Genomic DNA, 23,441 nt, shown 5'->3' with positions numbered 1-23,441 from the left:
TCACACAATTAGTACGCATCGCCCGAATTGTCCAGGTGCTGATTCCAGTGGCGTAACTGTGGGTATTCCAGGCACAAATACAGGTGCTCTACCTGTTTCTTCTGCTCTTTGGTGAGCAGCAAACGCACCCCTACCAAATCCCCCAGGGTGGCCGAGCGCGCCTCGCGCCGCACCGTTGTTACCACCGTTTCGCAGTGTCCGCAGTCCACCACGTCAAACTCCACCAGTGCCGCCTCGCCGGCATCGAGCGGGCAATTGGCGAGAAAAAAACTGGCGCCATCCAAACTCAGGTCGTGCAAAGACCCTGGAATAGACTCACCACTACGGCGCCGGAGCACGATTTCGCCATCCAGATGCAGCCGCCGGCGCAGGCGCGTTTTGCGCTGGTAAAGCAAGGCAGGTCGGCGAAAGTGATAGACCCCTTGCGAGTCAATGCCGTCCAGGTCGCTAAAAAAGGAATAAATGCCGCCCGCTGTCTCCACAAAGACCAAGACCTTACGATACGCACCCCATACCGCGCTATTTTGTGCGCGAAACAGCAGGCCACTTTGATCACAACCCAAAAACGAAAAGCTGTGCCCTGGGTCTTGGGGGTCGGCAGCAAAGAGCACCGCGTTGCCAATGGTAGTTTGACACAGATTATCGGGTACGAAGTCGACCATGCTGCGGTCAAATTCTCCCACCAACAATAAATGGTAGTCGGCAATGTTCATGCCTTTACGCAAAGGCAAGAGCGAAACCAATGGCGTGCGATCCAAGGTTACATCGGTGCTTTCGGCGTTCATCATTCTTCCTCTCGTTCGGTGAGCAGGCCCGTCCGCTGTTCGAGCCGCAAACCGAAGCGCGAATCTTGATGAAACACCCAATACTTCGCGCGCTCACCACGTAACGCCTTGGCACGGTAGAGGGCCTGGTCCGCGTAGCGTAGCAGATTTGCCAGATCTTGCACGCCGTCTTCCGGCACCTGAAACCGCCCTGGGCCGCGTTCTTTGCTTTCTGAACCTTTTAACGCACCCATCGGAGTCGTTGCCATATCGCCGCGTAGCTGGCCCGCGCCCATACTGGCGAGCTTTGGGAGATTATTCACTCGATGGTCGGAGCAATGATTATGGATGTATGATGCTAGATGTTTGATGACATATGAGGTGAACGAACTATGCGCACCACACTCGCGATTGATGATGACGTACTGGCAGCGGCGAAAGGGCTGGCGAACGTACAGCATAAGCCTGTAGGTACCGTAGTTTCAGCACTTTTACGACAGGCTCTGCAAGCACAAAACACCTCTGCTGGCCGTTGCCGTAATGGCATTCCTTTGCTGCCGGTGCGCCCGGGCGCACTTCCGACAACTCCGGAAATCGTGAATCAGTTGCGCGACGAATTGCCATAATGACCTTCTTGCTCGATGTAAACGTGCTGATTGCGCTCATTGATCCGATGCATATTCAGCATGATACGGCCCATGATTGGTTTGCAGCCCACGGGCAACCCGCCTGGGCTACTTGCCCCCTTACGGAGAATGCTGTGCTCCGCATTGTCGGACATCCGCGTTATCCAAACTCACCAGGCACACCGGCGGCCGTGGCGCCATTGATCCAGGCGTTGCGCGCGTTACCTGGCCATGTTTTTTGGGCAGATGACATCAGCATGCTGGATGTCGATTCTATCGACGCATCGCGCCTGCTTACTTCTGGTCAGATTACCGATAGTTACCTGTTGGCGCTGGCCTGCTCCCATAAGGGCCAACTGGCAACCTTCGATCATCGCTTAGTGACTCATGCCGTGCGCAACGGTTTGCAATGTATTCACTTGTGCCCCCTTGACACCCTCTAGCGGATGCCTATGATTAGCACTCGACGAAGGTGAGTGCTAACACACCTTCGCGGGTTTTGGTTTTTGGTCCAATTTCGATGAGGAAAGCTTCTATGAAACTGCGTCCGTTGCACGATCGCGTTGTCATCCGTCGCCTGGAGGAAGAGCAGAAGACCGCCGGTGGCATCATCATTCCCGATACCGCCAAGGAAAAGCCTGTGCAGGGTGAAGTCGTTGCCGTGGGCAATGGCAAGATCCTGGAAGATGGCAAAGTACGCGGCCTGGATGTCAAGAAGGGTGATCGCGTTCTGTTTGCCAAGTACGCCGGTACGGAAATCAAGGTCGAAGGCGAAGAACTGCTGGTGATGCGTGAAGACGACATCATGGCAGTGGTCGACAAGTAAGCCACCCATTATTCCCGATTTTTCCTATTTTCACTTGAAGAGGTGCTTCCATGCCTGCTAAACAAGTAGCTTTTGCTGAAGTCGCCCGCGAGAAGATGCTGCGCGGCGTGAATATCCTGGCCGATTCGGTCAAGGTCACCCTCGGCCCCAAGGGTCGCAACGTGGTGCTGGACAAGTCCTTCGGCGCCCCTACCATCACCAAGGATGGTGTTTCCGTCGCCAAGGAAATCGAGCTGGCCGATAAGTTCGAGAATATGGGCGCGCAGATGGTGAAAGAAGTCGCTTCCCAGGCCTCCGACGAGGCCGGTGACGGCACCACCACCGCTACCGTGCTGGCCCAGGCCATCATCCGCGAGGGCGTGAAGGCGGTCATCGCCGGCATGAACCCCATGGACCTCAAGCGCGGCATCGACAAGGCGGTCATCGCTGTGGTCGAGGACTTGAAGAAGCAGTCCAAGCCCTGCAAAACCCAGAAGGAAGTGGCCCAGGTGGGCACCATCTCCGCCAACTCCGACGACTCCATCGGCAATATCATTGCCGAGGCCATGGAGAAAGTCGGTAACGAAGGCGTGATTACTGTAGAAGAGGGCTCTGGCTTCGAGAACGAGCTGGACGTGGTCGAGGGTATGCAGTTTGACCGTGGCTACGTGTCCCCCTACTTCGTCAACAACCAGGACAAGATGGTTGCCGAACTGGAGAATCCCTACATTCTCTTGCACGACAAGAAGATCTCCAACATCCGCGACATGCTGCCGGTGCTGGAAGGCGTGGCCAAGGGTGGCCGTCCCCTGCTGATCATCTCCGAAGACGTGGAAGGCGAAGCCCTGGCGACCCTGGTGGTCAACTCTATGCGCGGCATCATCAAGGTGGCGGCAGTCAAGGCCCCCGGCTTTGGCGATCGGCGCAAGGCGATGCTGGAAGACATGGCCATCCTCACCGGCGGCCGCGTCATTAGCGAAGAAGTGGGCATGAAGCTGGAAGGCGCTGCCATTACCGATCTGGGCCAGGCGAAGAAGGTGGTGATCAGCAAGGAAAACACCACCATCATCGACGGCGCTGGTCAGCAGAAGGAAATCAAGGCCCGCGTTGAGCAGATCCGTCGCCAGATGGAAGAAGCAAGCTCCGACTACGACCGCGAGAAGCTGCAGGAGCGCGTTGCGAAGCTTGCCGGTGGCGTGGCCGTGATCAAGGTGGGTGCTGGCTCCGAAATCGAAATGAAGGAGAAGAAGGCCCGCGTGGAAGACGCCCTGCACGCTACCCGTGCGGCGGTGGAAGAAGGCATCGTGCCCGGCGGCGGTGTGGCCCTGGTCCGTGCCCGTAAGGTGCTGGACAAGGTCAAGACCGACAACCACGATCAAGAAATGGGTGTGGCTATCATCCGCCGTGCCGTGGAAGAGCCTTTGCGCCAGATCGTTGCCAACGCCGGTGGCGAAGGCAGCGTGGTGCTGAACAAGGTGCTCGAGGGCAAGGACGGCTACGGCTACAACGCCGCCAGTGGCGAGTACGGTGACATGTTTGAGATGGGCGTCATCGACCCCACCAAGGTTACCCGTACGGCGTTGCAGAAGGCCTCTAGCGTGGGCGGTCTGATGATCACCACCGAGGCGATGATCACCGAATTGCCGAAGAAAGACGATAAGGCTGGTGGCGCGCCCGACATGGGTGATATGGGCGGCATGGGTGGTATGGGCGGCTTCTAAGTCTCCCTACCCTAGCTGTCGCAAAACGGGCTGGCCCTTCGGGGCTGGCCCGTTTTTGCGTTGTAGCGCTGCCTCACGGAGATGATGCTGCTACACTCGGGTAATGAGGCAATGCATTCCTTACAGGAGGACAACATGGTGGCGATTGCCAAAATTACTGCGAAGGGGCAAACCACAATTCCCTCTAGCGTGCGTGCAGCACTGCATGTTGCGCCTGGGGATCTGCTCGCCTGGGAACTCAAGGCCGACGGTAGCGCGGTTGTAAAACGGGTGCAGGCTCTGGATATCGAATACTTGCGCGCTCTCGAAGGAACGCTGTCTGAGTGGGCTGGCGAGGCCGATGAAGAGGCCTACCGTGACCTATGAGCGCTTTCAGGTAGTACGCGTCCCGTTCCCATTCACCGATCAGACTGCGACAAAAAACGGCCAGCCCTGGTTCTTTCCAACGCCGAGAACTTCAATGGACCCGCCGGGCATTCGGTGATGGCGATGATTACCTCGGCCAAAAACGCAGCTTGGCCGCTGGACTGCCAAATTACAGATTTGCTCAGTGCCGGCCTGCCAGTGCCGTCCGTGGTTTGCTGCAAGTTGTTTACCCTGGATCATCGTCTGGTGCAAGGTGAAGTGGGTTTCCTTGCAAACACTGATGCAGACGCAATCAGCGAGCAACTCCGACAACTGTTTTCTCTGTAACGGACCCCCGTTTTGCGTATTTCAGCAAAAGCCGATAGGGTGAGGGGTATCATGATTTCCTTTGAGCGTTGTTAATGAGTCTGCGCCTGCATGGGGTCGGCAAACGCCAGCCAGATGCGCCGGAATGTTGGCTGTTTGAACATATTGACCTGCAACTGGAGGCCGGTGATTTCGTCGCCATTCGCGGCGAGAGTGGACTCGGCAAGAGTACCCTGCTGCATCTGATCGCCGGCCTGGAACGCAAGGATGCCGGCAGTGTGCAGCTCTGCGGACAAGATGTAGACGCGCTCAACGATGATGCCCGAACGCTGCTGCGCCGACGCCAGATTGGCTTTGTTTTTCAGTCGTTTCATCTGTTGCCACAGCTCTCGGCGCGGGAGAACATCGCCCTGCCCTGGCGCCTGAACGCCCTGCCGCGGCGGGAGTTGCGCGACCGGCTCGAGGCGCTGGCCGAGCAATTAGGCATCACCCAGCGCTTGGATGCCTTGCCGCGGGAGCTCTCTGGCGGTGAACAACAGCGGGTGGCCGTGGCCCGCGCGCTGATTCACGGCCCGGCCCTGGTGCTGGCCGACGAGCCAACCGGCAGTCTCGATCCGGAACGCGCTGGCGACGTGCTGGCCTTGCTCGGCCAGCTAGGCACGGCAGCGGGGGCAGCGGTGTTGATGGTTACCCACTCCGAGGCGGCGGCAGCCATCGCGCAGCGCCGCCTGGAAATGCGCCGGGACGGCCTGCACTAGCAGTGAACTCTTGGCGCATCCCTTGGCGAGCCGCCGTCTGGCTCCCTCTGCGTGCCCATCCCGGAGCATCGGTACTGGCGGTGCTGGGGGTGGCGCTGGGGGTGGCCTTGGGCCTCGCCATTGCCCTGATCAACGTACAAGCCGTCGATAATGTTTCCTCGGGCTTGCGCCGTTTGTCTGGTCAGGCCGACCTGCTGCTCACCCATCCCGGCGGCAGCTTGGCACAAGGCTGGTATCCGCGCTTGGCGATGGCTCCCGGCGTGGCAGTGGCGGCTCCCGAACTGCGCGTGCTGGCAACCACCCCTGACGGAAAGGCGCTGCCCGTTTGGGGCATTGATGCGTTTCGCAGTCTGGCGCTTGGGCAGCCCTTGGTCCCCCTGGGTCTAAAAGACCCCTTCACTCTGTTCAATCCGCTGCATCTGGTGCTCGACCAAAGCGCGATCAGCGAGCTGCACGTGCAGGTAGGCCAAGCGCTCGTGTTGCAGGCGGCAGGAGTGCCGCGCAGTTTCGTGGTCATTGGCAGTATTCCCGATCCCGTCCCAGGGCAGGCCGTTGCCATTACCGACATTGCCAGCGCGCAGTGGCTTTGGGGTGACGAGGGGAAAGTCTCGCAAATTGCCCTGCGCCTGCGACCCGACGCGAACATCGCGCAATTTGCGGCTGTGTGGGCGAAACAACTGCCGCCTGGGGCCATCTTGCGTACCCCGAAAGATGCTGGCTCGGTAACGGCGCGCGCCTCCCTCGCTTATCGCGTCAATCTGTTGGTACTGTCACTCGTGGCGCTCTTTACGGGCGCTTTTCTGGTCTACACCACCCTCGCTTTTACCGCGATTCGTCAACGCCGCAGCCTTGCCATTTTGCGGGTTTTGGGCCTGCGCGAACGCGAGGTTTTGCTGGCCAGCCAGTTGCAGGGGCTGGTATTAGGGCTGCCCGGTGCGCTTCTGGGTGTGCCGCTCGGGATTTTGGTAGCGCAACTGGCTTTGGCGCGCATGGGCGGCAATCTTGGTGCCGGTTATTTTTCCGGTGCCGGAGCCGCACTGGATGCGCATCCTTGGCTGTGGACGATCTTTGCCCTGGCGGGACTGGGTGCCGCCCTCTTTGGCGCCTTTTGGCCGGCCTGGTCGGGGCGACGTCTGCCCATCGTGCGCATTCTCGGTAACGGCAGCGAAGAGGAACTACCCGGAGGCCATCTCGGCATTGGCTTGCTATTGCTGCTCCTTGCCGGCATTGCCGCCCTCCTCCCTGCCTGGGGCGGCATTCCGTACGCGGCCTACGCGGCCATTGCCATCCTGCTGATTGCCACGCTGTTCTTGCTGCCGGGCCTGCTCGCTCTTCTGGCTCGATTTCTTCCCCTGCCGGAGCAGGCCCTGCAACGCCTGGTTGCGGCACAACTGCGCGGTAATCCGGGGCGCGCCAGCCGCAGTCTAGCGGCCATTGTCGTGGCCTTCAGCCTGGTGGTGGCGATGGCGGTGATGGTGGGTTCGTTCCGTGATTCCGTAAGCGACTGGCTGCGCGACATTCTGAATGCCGATATTTATGTGCAGGCGGGCTCGGGCAATCAGGAATTGTTGCCCGCGGGCAGCGGTAAGCAGCTCTGTCATCTACCGGGGGTGGAACGCTGCTCCCGGCTGCGGCATACGGAGTTGGCGGTCCTGCCGCAACGCCCGCCGGTGGCCCTTCTGGCGCGCGGCATGGACCCGCAGCACCCTGGCCGCACACTGCAAATTTTGCAGGAAGCACCAAACGACCCGCGCGGCCCACCACCTATCTGGATCTCCGAAATCCTTGCAGGGCTCAGCCACTGGCGCGCGGGTCAGATCATCGACCTGCCCATCGGCAAGAAGGGCGAGCGGGTGCGTATTGCCGGCATCTATCGCGACTACGCCTACCAGGAAGGTGCCATCTCCATACCCATCGACGAATATCGGCGCTGGACGGGGGATACGCGCATCAATGGCGTCGCCCTGTGGCTGGCACCCCATGCCAGTGCGGAGGAAGTGTTGCGCGCGCTACACAAGCGCTTTCCCGAGAGCCATCATTGGCAAATTGCGACCCCTGGCGAGATTTTGCAGCGGAGTTTGCAGATATTTGATCAGAGCTTCGCCGCCACCTACGCCTTGGAGGCCGTGGCCATCGTCATTGGCCTGCTGGGGGTGAGTAATGGCTTTGGTGCACAGACGCTGTTGCGGCGCCAGGAATTTGCGCTGCTTCGGTCTCTTGGGCTGCGCCGCCGCGACGTCTTACACCTGATTTTGGGAGAAGGCATCGTGCTTTCGCTTTTTGGCGTGCTCCTGGGGGCTGGCCTGGGCCTCCTGATCAGCCTCATTTTGATCGAGCGCGTCAATCCCTTGTCCTTCCACTGGCAGATGGGCTTTCACTTGCCCTGGGCACAGTTGGTGATCATGGCGGGCGCACTTCTGCTCGCCAGCACGCTAACCATGCTCTGGTCGGCGCGCAAGGTAATGGGCCAACAAACGGAGTTGCTGCACGATGAATAGGCTAGCGCTTGCCGCCCTTGCCCTGTGGCTACCCGTGCGCGCCATTGCCGCGCTGCCACCAGCTAACTTACCCGAGCTGGCGACACCCCAAGTCAGCGTCAGTACTTTACAGCCTCTGCATTTTCCCAATGCCTTTGGTAGCCACCCCAAATTTCCTTTGGAGTGGTGGTACATCACCGGGCACCTGCACAATTCATCCGGCCAGGAGCTAGGTTTTCAAGTCACTTTTTTTCGTCTGCGCCCGCCCAAGGTCTGGGACAATCCCAGCGCCTTCAATCCCCGCCAGATCTATTTTGCACAGGCGGCCATCAGTGACCCCAAGATCGGTCATCTGCTGACCGCGCAACGCATCGCCAGGGGGGGAATGGGACTGGCGGGGGCGAAAGAGAATTCTACCGATGTCTGGATCGATCATTGGTCGTTGCGCCAGAATGGCTCGGACTATGTAGCCAAGGTCGACGGCAAAGAAATTGCCTACGATCTGCGCTTTCACGCCACCCAGCCGCCCCTGCTGGAAGGACCACACGGGGTAAGCCAGAAAGGGCCAAACCCGCAAAATGCCAGTTACTATTACAGCATCCCGCAGTTACAGGTACGCGGCACTCTGCGCCTTGGTGACCAGAACGAAAACGTGCGCGGCAGTGCCTGGCTCGACCATGAATGGTCGGTGGCTTATCTGCCCAAGCAAGCCGTGGGCTGGGATTGGATGGGCATCAATCTGGTCCACGGCGGCGCGCTGATGCTCTTTCAAATGCGCAAGGCGGATGGTGAAGCACTGTGGTTGGAGGGCACTTGGCGACACGCCGATGGCAAGGTCCAATACCTGCACCGCCAGCAAATCCACTTGCAGCCACTGCGCTTTTGGCACTCGCCCAAAACCGGCAATCGCTATCCCGTGGCCTGGCGCGTGGCGATTCCCGGCCTACAGTTCACCCTGCAGCCACTGATGAACAACCAGGAGTTTGTCGCAACACAGAGTACCGGCAATGTGTATTGGGAGGGCGCAGTGCAGGCCGTGACGAAGAATCACGAAAAAATCGGCAGCGGCTACCTGGAGCTGACCGGCTACGGCGGCAATTTGCGATTTTGAGGAGTCTGCCGCGGTATTCCGCACAAGCTGCAAAAATTGCAAAATTTGCCGTCGATGTTCGAGATGAAAGCGATCACCATCGTCAGCCTAGCCGCGCAATCCTATCTGCCGCCATATCGACGTGCCGTTCCAGAGCGGACAGACAAGCATCAAAGCCATTACTGAAATCCTCGTTTGCTTGCAGTCTATGCAGATAGTCCTTCGCTGCCGGCAAAGCCCTTGATCATGTCAGGTTATCCACGGAAGAACTAATGAATGGTTCAGGCAGGGCGCAGGGCAAGTGTCCACCGCTCTGCGGAGCAAAGCCCATCGGCAGCATATCGTAGGCAGGTGCAAGGATGCACTTTTGGCTGGGCTAGACTACTATTTCGCTATGCTAGAAAGTTCTGATTCCTTGCTCGATCGTTTCTTTACACGCTTTGCTCGGCGCAGCATCATCGTTCATGCGGGATTCGCCGAGGGCTACTTCGGCGAGCTGCTAGAGCAGCCGGGGGGTGGTGGTCACTTTCGCGTAGATCTGCGTATTGCTGCCAGCACCCCCCCCTCCCCCATGGACTGGGTTGTGCACAAACAAGTCCTGCCTTTGGAGCTGCCCGTTCCCTTGCTGATTCAGGTGGATGAGGATTGCCTGTACATTCGCCATCTGGTGCAGGGGAAAAGCACCGGGCACCCGAGCGAGATCCTGTGGATGATGGATGCCATTCGCGAGCGCTATCATGCCCGTTTGCTGCGTTCCGGTGCTTCTCTGCTGGTGGAGCGCGGCATGGATACGAGTGACAATCGCATCGACTACGATTTCTACAATGAATCCTGAACTCGACGATGCGGGCCTGCTGCGCTATGCCCGGCAGATACTCCTTTCCGAGATCGACCTCACCGGCCAACAACGCCTTGCACAAGCGCGCGTTCTGCTGATTGGCATGGGTGGCCTGGGCTGCCCGGCTGGCTTGTATCTGGCGGGTGCCGGAATTGGGACGCTCGGGCTCTGCGACCCCGATATCGTCTCGCTCAGCAATCTACCGCGCCAGGTTCTGTATACCGAAGCCGACATAGATCGGCCCAAGGTAGAAGCGGCAGCGCAGCACCTGCGCGCGCGCAACTCGGGTGTCGAGTTTCTTAGGTACCACCAAGCTGCGACGCTGGAGTTCCTCGCCAGCGTACTGCCAAGCTACGATCTGGTGCTGGATTGCAGCGATAATTTCGCCACCCGCCACGCGGTGAATCGCGCCTGCTATCAGGCAGGGAAGCCCCTGGTCAGTGCCGCTGCCATTCGTTGGAGTGGGCAACTGGCGGTCTTCGATTTTCGCTCGGCTGGGGCACCCTGTTACGCCTGCCTCTACCCCGAGGGTGCGGAAGACGACGAGGATCGCTGCGCCACCCTGGGGGTAATTGGCGCCCTGACTGGCACCTTGGGCACGCTACAGGCGCTGGAGGCCATGCGCTTGTTGCTTGGCCAGCCCTCGCCCATTGCTGGCAAGCTACTCTTGCTGGATGCTGGCGACCTCAGCTTTCGCACCATTTCGCTACAAAAGGACCCGCAATGCCGGAGCTGCGCCAAAGCCTGAAAATCCCTCGCACCTTGGCCCAGAATTTACTCTCGGCGCTGCAAACTGGTGCCGGGAATGGCTGGGTAAGCAAGAACCTGGATGAATACTTTCTCTATCTGGGTACCGATCGCGACTGGTCAGCGCTGGTGCAGACCATGCAAAAGCAGCAGGAAACCCCCTTTGCGCGTTTCGGTGGCGTAACAGAACCGAAAGAGATAGCGCTTTGGTATTTTCGTATGGCAGAGGCGGAAAAAGGGGTGCTGACCCTGGCTGTAGAGGATCAGGATGGTGCCCCGCGCGAGTTGGCTATTGATGGCGACTGAGGCATCCAGTTTTCTCGTTGCCACACAGAACGCCCAAGTGGGTATCGGTTCCCATCGTCAACATCATGTTCTCTCCCATAGCTGGCGATATCTTTTGCCGCATCAACAAAGTCTGCGTAACTTGGAAGAGATTGCTGCGCGCCTGCGTGGCATGGATATCGTTGGCCTAAATGAGGTTGATGCTGGCTCCTTTCGTAGTCAGTATCTTAATCAGGCGGCATTTTTGGCCGAACATATCGGTACGCCCTACTGGACCCAGCAACGCACGCGCGATTGGGGCGACATCGCGCAACACAGCAACAGTCTGCTCTCGCGCTGGCCGATTATCGAGGTGGAGCGCCATGCCTTTCAGGGCACACTGAAGGGGCGCGGGCTGCTACGGGCGGCCATCGAAGTCCAGGGGCGTCCCGTGCAGGTGTTGATCACCCATCTGGCCCTGGCCAAGCCTGGTCGAATGCGACAAGTGCGCCAGCTTCTGCCCTTTTTGCGTAGCGAAATGCCGACGATTCTGCTGGGTGATCTGAACTGCGGGCAGGACTCCAACGAGCTGCGCTGCTTACGTGATACGGGCGGATTGCAGTCCCCCAGCGCGCAACCCGCCACCTTCCCGAGTTGGTCACCACAGTGGCGGTTTGATCATATCCTGATCAGTGACGAACTCCGCTTTGCCGAAGTCTGGACTTGTGCCGAGCAACGCTCCGACCACCTTCCCCTCATGGCGCGCTTGCAGTGGCGGGATGATGCTTGGGAAAATGCGGTGCAACAGGCATACTGTCCAAAGCCCAATGATTTGCGAGTATAGCCCAGGACATGAGTAGCGCCAGCCTAGAAAACTCCACTACTGCGAGCTGGCGCGTTGAGGGTGATACCCTGCATCTGCAGGGGTTATGGACCCTGACGCAGATGTCTCGACGGCTCGCCAAAATCGAACACGAATTGGCCCGGCTGGGTGCAGGAAAGTCTTGGAATCTGGACGAGATCGAAAAACTCGACAATCTCGGCGCCTTGCTGATTTGGCGCAGTTGGGGGCGTCGCTTTCCCGAACACCTACAAATTCGCGAGCAGCACCGCCCATTATTCGAACGACTGGCGCAGACCCAACCCCTACACCCCAAACATCGCGTGCTCGGCATCTTTGCCCTCCTCGATCGGCTCGGGGCGTACATCGTTTCTATTCTTAACGATCTTTGGGGACTTTTTCTGCTTTGGGGCAATCTGTTACAGGAATTTTTCTACGCCCTGGGTCGTCCGGCGCATTTTCCCTGGAAAGAAATTTCCGCAACCATCGTCAAAACCGGGCCTGACTCGCTACCCATCCTCTCCCTGATCGGCTTTCTGATCGGCATCGTTATCACGTATCAGTCGGCACCCACCCTCGCCAGCTACGGCGCCAATATCTATGTCATCAGCATCGCCGGCATCAGCATCCTGCGCGAATTTGGCCCAATGCTTGCCGCCATCATCATTGCCGGTCGCTCGGGCTCAGCATTTACCGCACAGATTGGTGCGATGCGCGTGACCCAAGAGCTGGATGCCTTGCAAACCTTTGGCGTATCGCCAGTGCAGCGGCTGGTACTGCCCAAGGTCATTGCGCTGGCCATCGTCATGCCGCTGTTGGTCATCTGGACCGACTTGATGGGACTTTTTGGCGCGTTGCTGATCTCTGATTTTAGTCTCAACATCGGCCCAGATTTTTTTCTGCGCGAGCTCCCCGTCATGGTGCCCCCCTTCAATTTCTGGCTAGGCATTATCAAAGGTGTACTCTATGGCATCCTGATTGCTTGGGTGAGCGGCTATCACGGCCTGCGGGTCAAGGCCGACACCAATAGCCTTAGTCGCGAGACTACCAATTCCGTGGTTCTGTCCATCACTCTGGTCATCGTCATTGACGCCATCCTCGCCGTCATCTTCGCCAATGTGGGATTAACGCCATCATGAGCGGAGAAGTGATCATCCGCTGTCAGGACCTCGGTACCCGCTTTGGCAGCCGCTGGATACATCGCCACTTAGATCTCGAAGTGAATACTGGGGAGATCCTCGCCATCGTCGGCGGCAGTGGTAGCGGCAAGACCACTCTCTTGCGCAGCATCATTGGCCTCAACCCTATAGCCGAGGGGACAATTGAGATTTTTGGGCAGTCTCTTGCCCGGCTAGATAGCAAGGCTGGGCGTATTTTGCGGCAGCGCTGGGGGGTATTGTTTCAGCTAGGCGCGTTGTTCAGTGCCCTGACCGTATTTGAAAACATCGCCTTCCCCTTGCGCGAATGGGGCGGTTTTCGCAAGGAAGATATTTGCGCCTTAGTGGCACTCAAGTTGCAAATGGTGGGTTTGCAGCCGGAAGATGCAGACAAGTTACCTGCCGAACTCTCCGGCGGCATGGTGAAACGGGTGGCCCTGGCCCGCGCCCTCGCCCTGGACGCCGAGATTTTGTTCCTGGATGAGCCCACTTCCGGACTCGACCCCATCGCCGCTGCCGATTTTGACCGCTTGTTGCGACAGATTCAGGCAGATATCGGCCTAACCGTGGTCATGATCAGCCACGACCTGGAGAGCATTGCTGCTACCGCCGACCGCGTCGGCGTTCTGTCTGGTGGCAAGGTACTGAGTATTGGTCCCCTGCAGGAAGTGGCGCAAGTGGATGATCCTTACGTGCGCAACTTCTTCCACGGCAGTCGCGGCGAGCGTTTATTGCAGAATTTACCAAACGCTCAATTGTCGTCGCGCTAAGAACCCGGCGCAGGACTGCCCCAACGCGGCCCAATACTGCGCTCGATGGCGAGTTGATCGAGAATGCGCGCAACCACAAAATCTACCAAATCATCGATGCTTTGCGGGCGATGGTAGAAGCCCGGGCTGGCGGGCAGGATGCACACCCCAAGGCGCGCCAGCTTGAGCATGTTCTCCAGATGAATGGCAGAGACCGGGCTCTCGCGCGGCACGAGGATGAGCTTTTTTCCCTCTTTCAGCATGACATCAGCGGCGCGCTCGATGAGATTGTTGGAGATGCCCTGGGCAATCGCCGCCAGACTTCCACCGGAGCAGGGGCAAATTACCAGTGCCTCCGGCGCATGCGAGCCAGACGCCAAAGGCGAAAACCAGTCTTCTTGCGCGTAGACGTGTAACTCGCCACTACTCACGCCAGCCTCCGCGCGCAGGCTAGTGGCAAGATCTTCGGGACGGCCGGGCAACTGCAGACCCAATTCTTCCCGAAATACCACCCGTGCTGCCGCCGAAACTACCAAATGAATTTCTGCATCGTTGGCCAGCAGGTGGCGTAGCAGGCGCAGGCCGTATACGGCTCCCGAAGCGCCAGTAATGGCCAGGCCCAGACGACGTCGATTACTCATGCACGTTTCTCCAAGGCTTGCAGCAAGCGACCATGAATACCGCCAAAGCCGCCATTACTCATCACCAGAATTTGGTCGCCGGGGCGCGCCTCCGCTACCACGGCGGCAATCAGCGCGTCGAAATCCCGATATACCTGCGCATCAGGTAGGGCATTTTCCGGGTTCCAGCCCAAGTCCGCTGGCACATAGAGAAAAGCCGTGTCCGCTTCGGCCAAGCTCGGCCCTAGGGTTTTTTCGTGGATACCCAGTTTCATGGTGTTGGAGCGCGGTTCCAATACCGCGAGGATGCGGGTCTGCGCTCCAACCCGGCTGTGCAGGGCCGCAATCGTTTTCGCAATGGCAGTGGGATGGTGGGCAAAATCATCATAGACGGCGATATCACGGACGGTTCCGCGCAGCTCCAGTCGGCGCCGCAATCCACGGTATTCGGCGAGTGCGGCACAACTGCTAGCCATCGGCACGCCGGCATGACGCGCAGCCAGAATGGCGGCGAGGGCATTTTGTGCGTTGAATTCGCCCATCGCCTGCCATTGGACTTCGCCTTGGCGTTCTTGCCCATTCCAGATGCTAAATTGACTGGCATCTGCAGACTCCAAGCGGACATGCCAGCCGGCCTCATCGCCGAAAAGAAGTTCCGGCGTCCAGTGCCCCCGTTGCCAGACGCGTTCCAGAGCTGCGTCCGAAGCCGGGCGCAATATCAGCCCGTTATCGGGGACAGTACGAATGAGATAATGAAACTGGGTTTCGATGGCCGCCAAATCAGGGTAAATATCGGCATGATCGTATTCGAGGTTGTTGAGAATGAGCGTGCGTGGATGGTAGTGGACAAACTTGGCACGCTTATCAAAGAAGGCCGTATCGTACTCATCCGCTTCGATGACAAAAAAGGGGCTATCGGTAAGGCGCGCCGAATTGGCGAAGTTGTTGAGCTCTGCACCCACGAGAAAGCCCGGTTCTAGTCCGGCATACTCCAAAATCCAGGTAAGCATGGCACTGGTGCTGCTTTTGCCATGGGTACCCGCCACGGCCAAGACCCAGCGCCCGCTCAGAATCTCCTGCGCCAGCCACTCGGCGCCGGAGTGATACGGCAGCCCCAAACGTAGCACCAATTCTACTTGAGGATTTCCGCGCGACAGGGCATTGCCGATGACCACCAAGTCGGGCAGCGGATCGGGCAGACCGCGATCATAGCCCTCCTCTACCGCGATGCCTTCGCGCGCCAGCAGATCCGACATGGGTGGATAGGCCTGCGCGTCGACACCCGAGACCTCATGCCCAGCGGCTCGGGCGAGCAAGGCCAAGCTGGCCATGAAGGTGCCACAAATGCCAAGGATATGGATGCGCATGAAAGACTTAATGCATCATGCCAGGTTTGGGGCTGTCGAGACGCTGGTCGAAGATCTGCCCAGCCAATTCATAGAGGGCGTTGATTTTTTCCTGCGCTTCGCGAAAGCGCTTTTGCAGTTCCACCTCGGCGCCTAGCACCGGGTGTTCCTCCAGGGAGCGATTGAAGAGCTCGCGGATCATGCTCAGGCGTTCCACCACTTCAAAATAGGACCAAGGGTCTGGCGGCTGGGCAGTGGCCGCACTCACTTCTTGCTGGTAGTACCAGACCAGGGCCGCACGCGTGACGGCGCTGGCGGCGTTGCTCTCGTCGACCTCCACCATCTGCCATTCGAAGCTGATGGGGTCCTGCCAATCCAGATAGACCCGCCAGCGCATGCCCTGCTCATCGAAGACATGCTCCAGACGGGTAGCAACACCGCGATCAGCCAGGCGCGCAATCAGACGTTCGGTTTCTTCCCAGTCATCAGCGTAGGCCGGCGGCGTACCCAACGGCACCTGATCCATCACCAGACGCTCGATGGACTCTAGAAACTCGCGATCCAAGGGCGCCTGACGCGCATAATCGAGGCCATCCTCCGGGCTCAAAAGAAGGTTCCTTCCAAGGGGCTGCTGGCATTGGCGTAGAGGCGGCGGGGCATCCGTCCAGCAAGAAACGCCTTGCGCCCCGCTTCCACCCCAAGGCGCATGGCCTCGGCCATGAGGATGGGATCCTTGGCGCCGGCGATGGCGGTGTTGAGCAACACGCCATCGCAGCCTAGCTCCATGGCAACCGCCACATCCGAGGCGGTACCCACGCCAGCATCGACCAAAATTGGTACCGTTGCTTGTTCGAGAATAATGCGCAGATTGTAGGGGTTACGAATGCCGAGGCCGGAGCCAATGGGCGCCGCCAGCGGCATTACGGCAACGCAACCCATCTCGGCAAAGGCCTTGCAGGCGACGGGGTCGTCATTGCTGTAGACCATCACCTCAAAACCTTCGGCGATCAGGGTCTCGGCCGCCTGAAAGGTCTGGCGCATGTCGGGGAAAAGGGTTTGCGGATCACCCAACACCTCCAGCTTCACCAGGGTCCAGTCGCCCAGCTCGCGTGCCAGACGGCAGGTACGCACGGCATCTTCTGCGGTATAACAGCCAGCGGTATTGGGCAGGATGGTGAAATGATCGGCCGGAAGGTGGTCTAACAGGTTTTCCTCGCCGGCATGCTGGCCCAGATTCACGCGCCGCAGTGCGACGGTAACAATCTCGACGCCAGCAGCATCGAGGGCCGCGCGGGTTTCCTGAAAATCCTTGTATTTTCCAGTACCCACCAGCAAGCGCGAGTGAAAACTGCGATTACCGATTTGCAATAGGTCTGCCATGACATCTCAACCCAGAACGAAAACCAGCAGCTACTATACCCCTATCCGCCGCCTACGGCACGGATGACCTCGAGTTGGTCGCCTGTGGCCAACTGCGTATCGCCATGCTGACTACGCGGCACCACGCTGCCATTGCGCTCCACCGCTACACGCTGCCCGGTCAAATCCAGTATTTCGAGTACGGTGAGGATGCTACTTCCCGCGTTCAGGGTGTATTCTGAGCCATTGAGCTGAACCGTGATTTTCTGCGTCATTCCGATATCCTCCCGCACCAGCCAAGCTCCCGATTATGCCCGTAGCTAGGGTTTTTGTCCGCAAGAGGAGGGAAATTATGGAGGCTAGGCCCGGAATCGAACCGAGGTACACGGCTTTGCAGGCCGCTGCATAACCACTCTGCCACCCAGCCATAAAGAAAAAGGGAAAGGAACCTTCCCCTGTGATTTGGAGCGGGAAACGAGGCTCGAACTCGCGACCCCAACCTTGGCAAGGTTGTGCTCTACCACTGAGCTATTCCCGCAACGTGGGCGCATCTTACGTTGCCGCTTGTGTCGCTGTCAACAACCGGATTGGGGATCAGAACCCCTAGCTGCGGGTACGGAAATGGATCAATAGGCTGATGTTGCCGACCAGCGGCACAACCCGATCGTAGTTGGCAACAATCTTCACCGGGGCATCGCCATTTTTGATAATTTGGATATCCTGCTGATTGACCTTGATCATTGCGACATTAAGGCGATCTTGCAGGTTGTAAAGGATCTCTCCTGCAGATTCCGAAGGACTGGCATGCCGTGCCTGGTCCTGCAAAATGTTTTGCAACGACAGGTTATCGTAGTAAATGGGGCCGATCTTGACTACCAAAGCAACGGCAATAGCCAACACCACAATCCAGAAAATTACCCCAACCAAGCCTAAACCGGCTTCTCGACTCTGTATGCGCGACATCGCCATCTCTCTCAAGTGCATCTCGGCAGATACTTAGACGGAAGTGCTTACTTTGCAAGCTCGAGAAGAAAAAGACTCAATTGCTCGGACCATCTAGGGCACGGCCAATCTGGTGCCAGCGAATCGACCAGTTTTCGGAGTCCCAGGAAAACCAGATGAACATCGCCTTACCAACGATATTGCGGCGCGGAGCACAGCCCCAAAAACGGCTATCGTCACTATTATCGCGATCGTCGCCCATCATGAAATAGCAATTCGGCGGCACCTTGTAGGGGCCGAAATCCATATGTGCTTCTGGCGTATCAAACTCGATGATGTGGAAGGTGTGGCCACCAATGGTCTGTGCATATTCCTTGGTGGGGATAACCATGCCATTCTCGCCCTGTCCTTCCGGGCGATAATTGAAGGTACCAATGTACTTTTGCGGAATCAGCTTACCGTTGATGTAGAGGTCGTTCCCCTTGACTTCGATCGTGTCACCTGGCAAACCGATCACGCGTTTGATGTAATCGATACGGGGGTTTTTGGGGTAACGAAAGACCATGATATCACCCGCCTGCACCGGATTTCCTTGCGTCAAATCCGAGTGAATCAGCGGTAAGCGCAAACCCCAGGTAAATTTGTTGACCAAAAGAAAATCACCCACCCGAATGGTTGGGAGCATGGAACCAGAAGGTACCTGAAAAGGCTCGACCAAAAACGCGCGCACCAGGAACACTACCAATAAGACCGGGAAAAAGCTGCGGGCATAATCCACCAGCACCGGCACCCGTTCGTCAGCAGCACGACGACGGCGCAGTAGGAGGCGATCGATAAACCAGATCAGGCCTGTTGCCAGCACCGCCAAAAATAATCCGAGAGTAAAATCCATGCCGCTGTCCTCGTTCCGTCGTTACGCGCTCAGTTTCTCTTGTCGCTCTGTAAAATGGCCAAAAAGGCCTCTTGCGGGATTTCCACCCGTCCCACTTGCTTCATACGCTTTTTCCCCTCTTTTTGTTTCTCGAGGAGTTTGCGCTTACGGGAGATATCACCGCCATAGCATTTGGCCAAAACATCCTTGCGCATGGCTTTGACCGTCTCGCGCGCAATGATCTTGGCACCAATCGCCGCCTGTATTGCCACTTCAAACATCTGTCGGGGAATGAGATCCTTCAAACGCCCTGCCAGTTCCCGCCCGCGGCGCTCGGCAAAATCGCGATGCACAATCCAAGAAAGGGCATCGAGCTTTTCCCCGTTGATGAGAATATCCATCTTTACCAAGGGACCCACCTGAAAACGCGAAAATTCATAGTCCATGGAGGCATAGCCGCGACTAACGGATTTCAGTCGATCAAAAAAGTCCAGCACCACCTCATTCAAGGGCAGCTCATAGGTCACCATCACCTGCCCACCGGTAAACTGCAGGTTCGCTTGGCGGCCGCGCCGTTCCTCACAGAGGGTAATGACCTGGCCGAGGTATGTTTCCGGCACCAAAATATTCGCACGGATCATTGGCTCGCGAATCTCGCGAATGCGATTTACCGCTGGCAATTCGGCAGGATTGGACAGGTGCACTACTTCGCCGTCGGTGGTCTCGATTTCGTAGACAACGGTGGGGGCAGTACTCAAAAGATCGAGCTGGTATTCCCGCTCCAGACGCTCCTGAATGATCTCCATGTGCAGCAGGCCCAGGAAGCCACAGCGAAAGCCAAAGCCCAATGCCTGCGATGTTTCCGGCTCAAACTGCAAGGCAGCATCGTTCAGACGCAGCTTCTGTAGTGCCTCGCGAAAGCGCTCATAATCTGCCGAGTCGATAGGATACAGACCGGTAAAGACCTGGGGCTGCACTTCTCGGAAGCCCGGCAGTGGCGCCGCGGCGGGCCGCGCGGCATCGGTCAGGGTGTCGCCAACCCGCGCGCCCTCGATGCTGCGAATACCGGCGATGACAAAACCGACGGTACCCGTATCCAGGGAGGGCACATGCACAGATTTGGGCGTAAACACTCCCGTTTTTTCTACGAGATATTCCTTGCCGCCCACCATGGTGCGAATCCGTTGCCCACTGCGCAGACTACCGTTCATGACCCGCACCAAGACCACAGTACCGACGTAGTTATCGAACCACGAATCAATGATCAGGGCCTGCAACGGCGCAGCAGGATCGCCCCGGGGCGCGGGAATGTCGTGCACCACCTGCTCGAGGATTTCGCGAATGCCACGCCCGTCTTTGGCGCTCGCCAGGATCGCTTGGCCAGCAGGCAAACCAACAATTTCCTCGATCTCGCGCCGTACCCGGTCAGGATCTGCGGCCGGCAGGTCAATCTTGTTGAGCACCGGAACAATCTCGAGATCATGTTCCATGGCCGTATAACAATTGGCGACGCTCTGCGCCTCCACGCCCTGCGAGGCATCGACTACCAACAAGGCCCCTTCACAAGCAGCGAGAGAGCGACTGACTTCATAGGAAAAATCGACGTGGCCGGGGGTGTCGATCAGGTGGAAGGTGTAGTCCTGCCCGTCATCGGCACGGTACTGTAGGCGCACGCTCTGCGCCTTGATGGTAATACCGCGCTCACGCTCGATATCCATAGTATCCAACACTTGGCTCTCCATCTCGCGCTCGCTGAGGGCGCCGCAAAGACGGATGAACTGATCTGCCAGAGTGGATTTGCCATGATCGACATGGGCGATGATGGAAAAATTACGAATTCTTTCTTGCTCTGTGCTCATGCGTCCATATCTCAAAAGACAAAGGGGGAGGCTTATCGCCAACCCCCTGGAACGCCCCGCAACTTAGCGGGGCAAGGACAGGACGACGTAAAAATTTCCCTCGCGACGATGGATGAGCACAGGGATCGGCTGTCCGACAGGCAGACCCGCCACCATCTTTTGCAATTGACCGACGCTGCTCACCGGCTGTTGCGCCACTTGCAGGATAACATCACCGGGCCGAATCCCAGCCAGCGCCGCCGGCCCGTTGGCTACCCCCAAGACCAAGACGCCAGAGGACACATCCAGCTGCTGCCGGGCGGCAGCACTTAGCGGCCCCACCTGGATCTTCATGCGGGCGACGCTACCCTTTTGTTCCGGTGCTTGGGCAGCATGCGGCTCACCCGCTTGCTCCTCCATATTGCTGGGCAGACTTTCCACCGTCACCGGCAGGGTCATCGCCTTGCCATCACGAATAATACCGACCTTGGCCTGGAAGCCTGCTGGTAGCCCACCAACCAGAGGGGGCAGTTGCGCCGAGTTGTATATCGGCTGTCCATCGAAGGAGACAATGACATCGCCCGGCTTCAGGCCCGCCTTGGCGGCAGGCCCGTCAGGCTCTACTTGCGAAACCAAGGCACCCATGGGCTCTTTCATGTGGAAAGACTTGGCAAGGTCCATACTCACGTCCTGCACCATTACGCCCAGCCAGCCAAAATGCACCTTCTGATGGATCTTGAGCTGCTTTACGGCATCCATAGCAACAGTAATGGGAATGGAAAAAGACAGCCCCATGTAACCGCCACTATTGGTATAGATCTGGTCGTTGATACCGACAACCTGACCCTTCATGTTAAATAAAGGGCCACCCGAGTTGCCGGGGTTAATGGGTACGTCGGTCTGGATGAAAGGAATGTAGGGATCGTCTGGCAATGGGCGCGAGGTGGCGCTTACCACTCCCTGCGTTACGCTGTTTTCAAAGCCGAAAGGCGCGCCCACTGCGAGTACCCATTGTCCCACTTGCAGGCGACCAGAATCACCAATCTGCACCGTGGGTAGGTTTTTGGCATCGATTTTCAACAAGGCTACGTCGATGCGATTGGAGAGACCGACCAGCTTCGCTTGGTACTGCTGATGATTAGTAAGGCTGACAATGATTTTCTGTGCCCCACGTACTACGTGTGCAGCAGTGACGATGTAGCCATCAGAACTGACGATAAAGCCAGAGCCCAGAGATTGCACCTGATACTTATGTGCCGGCCCACTCGGCCCGGCAAAAGGGGCAAAAAATTGATTGAGCGGAGAATTGGGCGGAAAAGGAGATTGTGGCTGCTGTGCTTCTTTGGTTTCCGTGGTACTGATATTCACCACGGCGGGGCCAAAGTGCTTCACGATGGGGGTAAAATCTGGCAACGCCACAAGATTGGCCGAGTCCGCCCAGGCCACTGTTGGTGTCACCGCCAACCCAGTGAGGGCCAAGGCCACACACAGTGCACTGACTGAACGCCGTAAACGCCGATGATTCCCTTGCACAAAACCTCCAGTAGCTCGGCACTCAGACCGATTTTTATCACAAATTGATTGGCGCGCGATCCACGGCAATTTTCTCACCATTGATCAACGTGCTACAGAGGGTAGCGAGGAGCGCAGGGCTTGTCTAGCCGGTGTTTTGTCAACGTTGATAAGCGTCGCCAGGATAGATCCCTTCCTGGGAGCGAAACGCTACGGGAAGCAAGCCCGTTGCCGGATATTGTGAAAAACTGACATTTCCTTCTTGGCTCCAGCCGAGGTAACGCTCCGGCGTAGGACGCCAGATCCGCTGAATATCGCGCTGAATGGTAACGTCGGCGCGCACCAGCGGACCTGTGGGTACCGCAAAGCGCACCGGGCGCAAGGTGAAGTGCTCGCCCGCGATGCTAGCTACCGCTGCGGGCGCAGCAGCCGTTGGCGCGGAACTTGACTGACTATCCTCTTGCCAGGGGGGGGTTAAGACGAAGAGCGAAGCCGTAAGTAGACTGACTGCGGCCACCGAGGACCAACCCCACCTATGCGCTGCATTGCGTCGTACGCGCGGGGCTTGGGGGGTTTCGGCAGCAATGGCCTGTTGTACGCGTGCGGCAAAGTCGGGACTGGCCAATGCCGCGCCCATCCGCCCTTGCTGCAACAGAAAAGACACGCGGTACTGTGTTTCCCAGGCATCGCGCAAGGCAGGTTCCTGCTCCAGACGAGTTGCCATGCGCCGTGCTGAAAAGGTGCTCAGTTCACCATCCATGAACGCCATCAAGGCCGATTTCGTTTCATCGTTCATGACTACTCTGCTCCAACAAAGGCGCCAATACTTTGGCAATCGCCTCACGCGCCCGAAAAATTCGGGAACGCACCGTTCCTACCGGGCAATCCATCACCTGAGCGATCTCATCGTAGCTCAGACCTTCCAACTCCCGCAGGGTCACTGCCTCACGCAAATCTGCCGGCAATGCCTTCAACGCCGCATCGATGTGTTGCGCAATTTCCTTGCTCAGCAGCAACCCTTCAGGGGTATCGTATTCTCTTAGTCCGTCGGCACTATCAAATTGTTCCGCTTCCTCGGTATCCACATCGGCAATACTGACTTTGCGCCCTTGGGCGACCAGATGATTTTTCGCCGTGTTGACGGCAATTCGATAGAGCCACGTGTAAAAGGCACTGTCGCCACGAAAATTGTGCAGGGCGCGATAGGCCTTTACAAAAGCCTCTTGCGCCACGTCTTCGGCCTCCTCGGGCTGGCGCACAAAACGTCCAATCAGGGCCACCACTTTGTGTTGGTATTTACGCACCAGCAAATCGAATGCTTGCCGTTCACCCTTTTGAACGCGTTGTACAAGGAGGAGATCTGCCTGGGCCCCACCATCCTTACTGGCATCGGCGGCCTGCCCTGACGTTTTGCTCATTCAGCGTTTCCTTTTTTCATGATTCT

General features: G+C 58.0%; 28 protein-coding genes and 2 tRNA genes. 15 read left to right on the top strand and 15 right to left on the bottom strand.

What is annotated here, in order from left to right; all coding sequences use genetic code 11:
• Positions 1 to 8: 8 nt before the first annotated feature.
• On the bottom strand, positions 9 to 785 hold the full coding sequence (locus tag AB4090_RS08070; RefSeq protein WP_369573360.1) for a PilZ domain-containing protein: 777 nt from the start codon (positions 783 to 785) through the stop codon (positions 9 to 11).
• Entirely contained in the window at positions 785 to 1,087 is a 303-nt protein-coding gene (locus AB4090_RS08065; protein ID WP_369573359.1) for a hypothetical protein, read from the bottom strand. Before AB4090_RS08065 ends, AB4090_RS08070 begins: the two co-directional genes overlap by 1 nt.
• 69 nt (positions 1,088 to 1,156) lie before the next feature.
• Between AB4090_RS08065 and AB4090_RS08060 the strand changes: the two genes are divergently transcribed.
• From AB4090_RS08060 to AB4090_RS07990, 15 genes are all read left to right on the top strand, one after another.
• On the top strand, positions 1,157 to 1,390 hold the full coding sequence (locus AB4090_RS08060; protein ID WP_369573358.1) for a CopG family transcriptional regulator: 234 nt from the start codon (positions 1,157 to 1,159) through the stop codon (positions 1,388 to 1,390).
• Positions 1,390 to 1,833, top strand: coding sequence for a TA system VapC family ribonuclease toxin (locus AB4090_RS08055; protein WP_369573357.1), 444 nt, complete (start codon positions 1,390 to 1,392; stop codon positions 1,831 to 1,833). The genes AB4090_RS08060 and AB4090_RS08055 overlap by 1 nt, the downstream gene beginning before the upstream one ends.
• A gap of 92 nt (positions 1,834 to 1,925) precedes the next feature.
• A complete protein-coding gene (gene groES / locus AB4090_RS08050) occupies positions 1,926 to 2,216 on the top strand; it encodes a co-chaperone GroES (RefSeq protein ID WP_369573356.1) in 291 nt (96 codons plus the stop codon).
• Between the two features lie 50 nt (positions 2,217 to 2,266).
• The gene (gene groL / locus AB4090_RS08045) at positions 2,267 to 3,916 is read left to right on the top strand and encodes a chaperonin GroEL (protein WP_369573355.1); all 1,650 of its coding nucleotides are present in this window, start codon (positions 2,267 to 2,269) and stop codon (positions 3,914 to 3,916) included.
• Between the two features lie 81 nt (positions 3,917 to 3,997).
• The gene (locus tag AB4090_RS08040) at positions 3,998 to 4,282 is read left to right on the top strand and encodes an AbrB/MazE/SpoVT family DNA-binding domain-containing protein (RefSeq protein ID WP_369573354.1); all 285 of its coding nucleotides are present in this window, start codon (positions 3,998 to 4,000) and stop codon (positions 4,280 to 4,282) included.
• Positions 4,283 to 4,312: 30 nt separating this feature from the next.
• Positions 4,313 to 4,609 carry a type II toxin-antitoxin system PemK/MazF family toxin gene (locus tag AB4090_RS08035; protein WP_369573432.1) on the top strand — a complete coding sequence of 99 codons (297 nt, stop codon included), beginning with the start codon at positions 4,313 to 4,315 and terminating at the stop codon, positions 4,607 to 4,609.
• 74 nt (positions 4,610 to 4,683) lie between these two features.
• A complete protein-coding gene (locus AB4090_RS08030) occupies positions 4,684 to 5,346 on the top strand; it encodes an ABC transporter ATP-binding protein (protein ID WP_369573353.1) in 663 nt (220 codons plus the stop codon).
• A 2-nt stretch (positions 5,347 to 5,348) separates the two neighbouring features.
• Complete coding sequence (locus tag AB4090_RS08025) at positions 5,349 to 7,844, top strand: FtsX-like permease family protein (protein ID WP_369573352.1); 2,496 nt, start codon at positions 5,349 to 5,351, stop codon at positions 7,842 to 7,844.
• Complete coding sequence (locus AB4090_RS08020; RefSeq protein ID WP_369573351.1) at positions 7,837 to 8,934, top strand: lipocalin-like domain-containing protein; 1,098 nt, start codon at positions 7,837 to 7,839, stop codon at positions 8,932 to 8,934. Before AB4090_RS08025 ends, AB4090_RS08020 begins: the two co-directional genes overlap by 8 nt.
• Before the next feature lie 373 nt (positions 8,935 to 9,307).
• Positions 9,308 to 9,748 (top strand): hypothetical protein, encoded by a 441-nt coding sequence (locus AB4090_RS08015; RefSeq protein WP_369573350.1) that lies wholly within the window; start codon positions 9,308 to 9,310, stop codon positions 9,746 to 9,748.
• On the top strand, positions 9,738 to 10,499 hold the full coding sequence (locus AB4090_RS08010; protein WP_369573349.1) for a ThiF family adenylyltransferase: 762 nt from the start codon (positions 9,738 to 9,740) through the stop codon (positions 10,497 to 10,499). The genes AB4090_RS08015 and AB4090_RS08010 overlap by 11 nt, the downstream gene beginning before the upstream one ends.
• Positions 10,475 to 10,804, top strand: a complete 330-nt coding sequence (locus tag AB4090_RS08005; RefSeq protein WP_369573348.1) for a hypothetical protein — start codon at positions 10,475 to 10,477, stop codon at positions 10,802 to 10,804. Before AB4090_RS08010 ends, AB4090_RS08005 begins: the two co-directional genes overlap by 25 nt.
• Complete coding sequence (locus AB4090_RS08000) at positions 10,770 to 11,606, top strand: endonuclease/exonuclease/phosphatase family protein (protein WP_369573347.1); 837 nt, start codon at positions 10,770 to 10,772, stop codon at positions 11,604 to 11,606. The genes AB4090_RS08005 and AB4090_RS08000 overlap by 35 nt, the downstream gene beginning before the upstream one ends.
• Before the next feature lie 8 nt (positions 11,607 to 11,614).
• The gene (locus AB4090_RS07995; protein WP_369573346.1) at positions 11,615 to 12,742 is read left to right on the top strand and encodes an MlaE family ABC transporter permease; all 1,128 of its coding nucleotides are present in this window, start codon (positions 11,615 to 11,617) and stop codon (positions 12,740 to 12,742) included.
• Positions 12,739 to 13,530: an ABC transporter ATP-binding protein gene (locus tag AB4090_RS07990; RefSeq protein WP_369573345.1), complete on the top strand. Its 792-nt coding sequence runs from the start codon at positions 12,739 to 12,741 to the stop codon at positions 13,528 to 13,530. The genes AB4090_RS07995 and AB4090_RS07990 overlap by 4 nt, the downstream gene beginning before the upstream one ends.
• On the opposite strand, the gene AB4090_RS07985 is transcribed toward AB4090_RS07990, so the two are convergent.
• From AB4090_RS07985 to rpoE, 13 genes are all read right to left on the bottom strand, one after another.
• On the bottom strand, positions 13,527 to 14,150 hold the full coding sequence (locus tag AB4090_RS07985; RefSeq protein WP_369573344.1) for a flavin prenyltransferase UbiX: 624 nt from the start codon (positions 14,148 to 14,150) through the stop codon (positions 13,527 to 13,529). The genes AB4090_RS07990 and AB4090_RS07985 overlap by 4 nt on opposite strands.
• The gene (gene mpl / locus AB4090_RS07980) at positions 14,147 to 15,496 is read right to left on the bottom strand and encodes a UDP-N-acetylmuramate:L-alanyl-gamma-D-glutamyl-meso-diaminopimelate ligase (protein WP_369573343.1); all 1,350 of its coding nucleotides are present in this window, start codon (positions 15,494 to 15,496) and stop codon (positions 14,147 to 14,149) included. Before mpl ends, AB4090_RS07985 begins: the two co-directional genes overlap by 4 nt.
• A gap of 7 nt (positions 15,497 to 15,503) precedes the next feature.
• Positions 15,504 to 16,082, bottom strand: a complete 579-nt coding sequence (locus tag AB4090_RS07975; RefSeq protein WP_369573342.1) for a hypothetical protein — start codon at positions 16,080 to 16,082, stop codon at positions 15,504 to 15,506.
• Entirely contained in the window at positions 16,079 to 16,855 is a 777-nt protein-coding gene (locus AB4090_RS07970) for a thiazole synthase (protein ID WP_369573341.1), read from the bottom strand. Before AB4090_RS07970 ends, AB4090_RS07975 begins: the two co-directional genes overlap by 4 nt.
• A 41-nt stretch (positions 16,856 to 16,896) precedes the next feature.
• Complete coding sequence (gene thiS, locus AB4090_RS07965; protein ID WP_369573340.1) at positions 16,897 to 17,109, bottom strand: sulfur carrier protein ThiS; 213 nt, start codon at positions 17,107 to 17,109, stop codon at positions 16,897 to 16,899.
• Between the two features lie 78 nt (positions 17,110 to 17,187).
• Positions 17,188 to 17,261 (bottom strand) — tRNA-Cys (locus tag AB4090_RS07960).
• A 36-nt stretch (positions 17,262 to 17,297) separates the two neighbouring features.
• A tRNA-Gly gene (locus tag AB4090_RS07955) sits at positions 17,298 to 17,372 on the bottom strand.
• A 65-nt stretch (positions 17,373 to 17,437) separates the two neighbouring features.
• A complete protein-coding gene (locus AB4090_RS07950) occupies positions 17,438 to 17,797 on the bottom strand; it encodes a DUF4845 domain-containing protein (RefSeq protein WP_369573339.1) in 360 nt (119 codons plus the stop codon).
• Between the two features lie 76 nt (positions 17,798 to 17,873).
• Positions 17,874 to 18,668: a signal peptidase I gene (gene lepB / locus AB4090_RS07945; protein ID WP_369573338.1), complete on the bottom strand. Its 795-nt coding sequence runs from the start codon at positions 18,666 to 18,668 to the stop codon at positions 17,874 to 17,876.
• 29 nt (positions 18,669 to 18,697) lie between these two features.
• Positions 18,698 to 20,506, bottom strand: a complete 1,809-nt coding sequence (lepA, locus tag AB4090_RS07940) for a translation elongation factor 4 (RefSeq protein ID WP_369573337.1) — start codon at positions 20,504 to 20,506, stop codon at positions 18,698 to 18,700.
• A gap of 63 nt (positions 20,507 to 20,569) precedes the next feature.
• A complete protein-coding gene (locus AB4090_RS07935) occupies positions 20,570 to 22,018 on the bottom strand; it encodes a DegQ family serine endoprotease (RefSeq protein ID WP_369573336.1) in 1,449 nt (482 codons plus the stop codon).
• 139 nt (positions 22,019 to 22,157) lie between these two features.
• A complete protein-coding gene (locus AB4090_RS07930) occupies positions 22,158 to 22,793 on the bottom strand; it encodes a sigma-E factor negative regulatory protein (RefSeq protein WP_369573335.1) in 636 nt (211 codons plus the stop codon).
• Positions 22,783 to 23,415 (bottom strand): RNA polymerase sigma factor RpoE, encoded by a 633-nt coding sequence (gene rpoE, locus AB4090_RS07925; RefSeq protein WP_369573334.1) that lies wholly within the window; start codon positions 23,413 to 23,415, stop codon positions 22,783 to 22,785. Before rpoE ends, AB4090_RS07930 begins: the two co-directional genes overlap by 11 nt.
• Positions 23,416 to 23,441 lie beyond the last annotated feature (26 nt).

This window comes from Acidithiobacillus sp. IBUN Pt1247-S3, assembly GCF_041146875.1.
Classification (GTDB): domain Bacteria; phylum Pseudomonadota; class Gammaproteobacteria; order Acidithiobacillales; family Acidithiobacillaceae; genus Igneacidithiobacillus.
Note: the sequence above shows the minus strand (reverse complement) of the source record. Positions and strands in the feature narration are given on the sequence as shown.